This window comes from Sphingorhabdus sp. (assembly GCF_044357595.1).
Lineage (GTDB): Bacteria > Pseudomonadota > Alphaproteobacteria > Sphingomonadales > Sphingomonadaceae > Sphingorhabdus_B.
Genome location: NZ_JBIKPH010000184.1, coordinates 1 through 3,516, shown reverse-complemented (window position 1 = coordinate 3,516; position 3,516 = coordinate 1). Strand labels below are relative to the sequence as shown.

2 protein-coding genes are annotated in these 3,516 nt (G+C 54.9%); one reads left to right on the top strand and one right to left on the bottom strand.

Annotated elements, in window-relative coordinates:
* A partial coding sequence (locus ACIQ2T_RS12610) for a TonB-dependent receptor (RefSeq protein WP_397591112.1) occupies positions 1-1,686 on the top strand: 1,686 nt, incomplete at its 5' end.
* 118 nt (positions 1,687-1,804) lie between these two features.
* On the opposite strand, the gene ACIQ2T_RS12605 is transcribed toward ACIQ2T_RS12610, so the two are convergent.
* Positions 1,805-3,424, bottom strand: a complete 1,620-nt coding sequence (locus ACIQ2T_RS12605; protein ID WP_397591111.1) for a phytoene desaturase family protein — start codon at positions 3,422-3,424, stop codon at positions 1,805-1,807.
* Positions 3,425-3,516: the final 92 nt, after the last annotated feature.

The window sequence follows — 3,516 nt, the reverse complement described above, 5'->3', positions numbered from 1 at the left end:
AACTTCAACAATGCTGAAACCTACGGCGCGCGTTTGGCGCTCGGCATTGATCTGGATGACAATTGGACCATTAAGCCAACCTTGATGGGGCAGGTTCAGAATACGAATGGCAGCTACGCGCAGGAACGTTCCGGCCAGACCACTGGTGAGCTTCAGACGGTGCAATATAACCCAGAGGGCAGCCGCGATAAATGGATTCAGGGCGCACTGACGATTGAAGGAAAGATCGGAAGATGGGATGTTACCGCGACAGGCGGCCACTTGCGGCGCAAGACTGAAACACAATTGGATTACTCCGATTACGCCTATTTTTACGATGCGCTGTCCGGTTACGGTAACTATTTTTACGATAATGCCGGCGATCTGGTAAACCCGAACCAGTATATTCAAGGCATTGACCGGTATAAGAAAAGCTTTGGTGAATTGCGTGTCGCAAGCCCCGCGGATGCGCCATTGCGCTTCATCGGCGGTCTTTTTGCGCAACGTCAGTCGCATAATATTGAACAGAATTATATCATCGACAATATTGCTGACTCCATCACTGTGACGGGTACCAACAGCAATATCTGGCTGACCAAGCAAAAGCGCGTCGACCGCGATTACGCGGCCTTCGGTGAATTGACCTATGATCTGACAGAGAAGCTGTCACTCACCGGTGGTTTACGTTATTATAAGTTTGATAACTCGCTTCAGGGCTTCTTCGGATTTTCTGGTGGCTATTCGAGCAAGACCGGCGAAGCCGCCTGCCTCAACACCGATGGTTCAACGCGGAAGGCCAATCCCAGAGGCACGCCCGTGCCGATCCTTGTCGATGGCAGCCCTTGCACCAACGTGGACAAATCAACGTCGGACACGGGTTTCATTCATAAGTTGAACGCAACGTACAAAGTTACCGACGATGTTTTGGTCTATGCCACATGGTCGCGTGGTTTCCGTCCGGGCGGGATCAACCGTCGCGGCACCTTGCCGCCTTATGGTTCGGACAAGCTCGACAATTATGAACTCGGTTGGAAAACCACATTCGGTGCGTTCCGTTGGAACGGCGCCGTATTCCAGGAAGATTGGAATAACATCCAACTGTCGTTCTTGGGTGCGAACGGCCTCACCGAAATCCGCAACGCTGGCGTTGCGCGTATTCGCGGCCTTGAAATGGACGCTGGCTTTCGTACTGGCGGGTTCAGCTTGAACGCTGGATTCAGCTATAATGATGCGAAGAGCCAACGCGATTTTTGTAAGATAGCCAACGCAACTTTTAATTGCTCCACGGCGGGCAATGAATTGCTTGCACCATCCGGTTCGCGTCTTCCTGTGACCGCTAAGGTTAAGGGTAATGCAATTGCACGTTACGAATTTCCGATTGCAGATTGGAATGGCCATATACAACTTGCGGCCAACCACATTGGCGGACGCAGGAGCGATTTGCGGCCTGTTCAGAATGCCATCAAGGGCAATTTGGATGCTTACACCACGGCGGACTTCTCCATTGGTGTGAAGAAAGACACGTGGGACATTGAAGCCTTTGCCACCAACCTGTTCGACACACGCGGCGTGGTAAATACCGGGGTACAGTGTCTTGAAACGGTCTGCGGCACGGGTGTCACGGCATCAACGCCAACGGGCGGTGCGTTTTATGATGTCCTCATCAAGCCGCGCGTGATCGGTCTGAAATTCTCGCGCGATTTTTAAGGTTTCAATTTAAGTTTGTTGCCACTGGCAACAGGGGAGGAGAAGCCGGATCTGAAAAGGTCCGGCTTTTTCATTGTCCCCCGCTAAAGTCCTCAGGCCAAGTCCTCAGGCCAAGTCCTCAGGCAAATATCCGTTTGAATATACTCCGGTCGGCCAACACTTCTGCCGCGCAGTTATGCCCCGGTGCGCCCGTGACGCCGCCACCGGGGTGGCTGCCTGCGCCGCACATATACAGGCCCTTTAGCGGGCCACGATAGGCGCCATGGCCCAATATCGGGCGGGCAGACCATAATTGGTCAAGGCTCATATTGCCGTGCATGATGTCGCCGCCGACCAAGCCGAATTTGCGCTCAAGTCCCTTGGGGCTAAGAATTTGGTGACCCAAAACGGACGCGCGGAAGCCGGGTGCATAGGCCTCAACTGTGCTGATGATATCGTCTGCGGCCTTGCCCTCTTCGGCGTCCCAATCGCGCGGCGTGCCATCCGCATTGGCAGGTAACTCTGGCGCAAATTGCTGACAGAATAGGCTGGCGACATGTTGTCCCGCAGGCGCAAGGCTGTCGTCGACGGTGGACGGGATAAGGATTTCTACGATTGGCTTTTGCGACCAACCGTCACGCTTCGCATCCAAAAATGCGCGGTCCATATAATCGAGCGTTGGGGCAATGATGATGCCCGATTGATGATGTTCGCCAGCTTCGGGCAAGCACGTGAATTTGGGCAATTCCGACAAGGCGACGTTCATCCGGAATGTGCCGCTGCCTGCCTTGAAACCCTTTACGCGGCGTTTGAATTCCGGTTTCAAGTCGGCATCGTCGAACATGCGTTCGTACAACAGCTTTGGCCCGACATTGGAGATCACGCGGTCGGCTACGATTTCCTCGCCGCTTTCAAGGCGCACGCCCGCAACCTTTTCGCCATCCACCAATACCCGTGAGACAGGCGCCTCGAGGCTGATTTCTACGCCAAGATCGCGGCATACCTTGGCCATGATCTGCGTGATGGTACCCATGCCGCCAATGCTGTGGCCCCATGCGCCCTTGTTGCCATTCACTTCACCAAAGACGTGGTGCAGCAATACATAAGCACTGCCCGGCGTATCGGGGCTGGCATAATTGCCGACAACAGCGTCAAAGCCGAATGCCGCTTTCACCGCCTCGCTCTCGAACCAGCTATCCAAGAAGCTGCGCGCTGATTTCGTGAACAGTTCCAACACGTCGCGTTGCTGCGACAGATTAAGCTTCGTCAAGCCACGGCCCTGCACAGCGGCGTCGATTAACGTTTTGAGGCCATCACCGACATTGGGTGGCGATCGCAACGCAAGGTCGCGCAGGACATCTGCGACGCCTTCGAGCATGTCATAATATTGCGGCAAAACGGCCGCATCATGCTTTGAAAAGCGCGCGAACTCAGCTTGCGTCCGCTCCAGCCCGCCGCCGAGTTTCAGATAGCCGCCATCTTCCTGCGGTAGGAAATTGGAAATGGGCCGCTCGATTACGCGATAGCCATGGTCGACCAGCTTCATGTCCGAAATGACCTTCGGCTGAAGCAGGCTTACCGTATAGCTTGCAACCGAATTGCGGAAACCGGGGTGGAACTCTTCGGTCACAGCAGCGCCGCCGACCACATCGCGGCGCTCGACAATCCGGACCTTCAGGCCGGCGCGTGCCAGATAAAAGGCGCAAACAAGGCCGTTATGGCCAGCGCCAATGATGAGGGCGTCATATTTTTTGGTCATTTTTTGCTCCAGCCCGTTGCGGGGCGCTGTTCGAGGCGGGCCTCGGGAATGATGTTGCGGATTTGGCGGCAGAAGCTTTTCAGGCACACTTC